At 47.1% G+C, this 1,362-nt stretch carries 2 protein-coding genes; both read right to left on the bottom strand.

Going from position 1 to position 1,362, the window contains the following annotated elements; all coding sequences use genetic code 11:
- Positions 1 to 71 precede the first annotated feature (71 nt).
- Entirely contained in the window at positions 72 to 278 is a 207-nt protein-coding gene (locus BG32_RS09505; protein WP_259459654.1) for a hypothetical protein, read from the bottom strand.
- Between the two features lie 752 nt (positions 279 to 1,030).
- A partial coding sequence (locus tag BG32_RS09500) for a thioredoxin family protein (RefSeq protein ID WP_259459653.1) occupies positions 1,031 to 1,362 on the bottom strand: 332 nt, incomplete at its 5' end.

Here is a 1,362-nt window from a genome sequence, read left to right as displayed (position 1 = left end):
TTGCATGTGAGAATAAATTCGATCCAAACGGATGTAGGGGCGTGCGGCGGCACGCCCGCTATCAATAATGATCAATCTTCCCAAGGATAGAGATCTTCCTCTTCAATAGTTGAACGAGCCCGATTTGTCTTTCTGTCGGGATTCTCTCTGTCTATCTGCAATCTCAAGGGGTTATTCTCAATGTAATCACGAATTCGATTCAGTTCTTTCTCACTGCGGATGACATGTTCATAAACGATTCTGCCAATGCTACTCAAGATTACTCTGCCATCAACCATTGCTCCCAACAAACATTGCCGGCGATGCGTACATATTGTCAAGCTATCGCGGGCGAACAGCCGTTCGCCCCTACAGAAAGAAATCGACACACTGTCCTATAATACTGCTGCACGATAAAGATGAAGACCCCTATCTCTGGAAGAACCGCTTGTTTGAAACGCTATAGGCTAATCGCTCAGAAAAACAATAAGAATTAGAGTGACGTGAAAATAGAATGGCCGTCATCCTAAGTCACTCATACCGACCCCTTACTTCTTGTCATCCTCGTGCTTCTGTACAGGATCTGGGTGATAATCTGTGAAACTGCTGCTCTTGTTCCCTTATCAGTACTCATTTGGGCGAACAGCCGTTCGCCCCTACAGAAAGAACTGCATAATCGTCTGGAATTGCCATCTGGTAGCAGTCTATTGTAAGTCCCTCACTGCGTCTTCCCGAAGCAAATCTGCCTTTGCGCAAATCAATCCTATTCGGTTTTCATAACTCGATTTTGATAACCCGTTCTTGCTAACCCACTCTTTACGCTTTTGTCGGATAACGGTGGACCGTTGAAGGTCAATGATTATAACTCTCGTCTTCTCGCGAGCGGAGCGAGCGTCTCGACATTACATTTTCTCGCTTAATCTTATCCAAGAACAGCTCTTCACAGCGATCAGCGGGTCTTGTGGCCCGCGAAGCGGAACTGGCCTCGCCGAAAGCGAGACTGGCCAGGCGAAGACTGAGTGGCCTGCGTCAGCAGACTGGCTTTCAAACGCTATCCCTCTGTTTCGTCTATTTCGTGGAGAAATTCGATTACTTCTTCCAGAGAGAAGTACCTGCTCCACCTTTTCTGCTCTCTACCGTCCGTTTGCACTACAATCGTTGGGACAGTGAATACCGAGTATTCGGAAGCAACGGCGGGATTCTCAACAGTGTTTATCTTGTAGAATTTCCATGAAGGGAAATCCTTCTCGACTGCCTCCAGTTTCGTCTCTATGGCAGTGCAGACACCACAACCGGGACTGAAGAAATCTATCAGAACCAGTCCGGTAACTTCTCTCAACTCTCTCAGTGTAACCTCCTTCACTTCATCGCCTCCTAAAAGCA

It is taken from the genome of Mesotoga sp. HF07.pep.5.2.highcov, assembly GCF_003666285.1.
GTDB classification, from domain to species: Bacteria; Thermotogota; Thermotogae; order Petrotogales; family Kosmotogaceae; genus Mesotoga; species Mesotoga prima.
The sequence above is the reverse complement of the archived record's forward strand: the minus strand, read 5'-3'. Positions and strand labels throughout refer to the sequence as shown.

Excerpts from the sequence above, each read along its gene's own strand:
- BG32_RS09505 (WP_259459654.1), bottom strand. The coding sequence starts at position 278 with ATGGTTGATGGCAGAGTAATCTTGAGTAGCATTGGCAGAATCGTTTAT.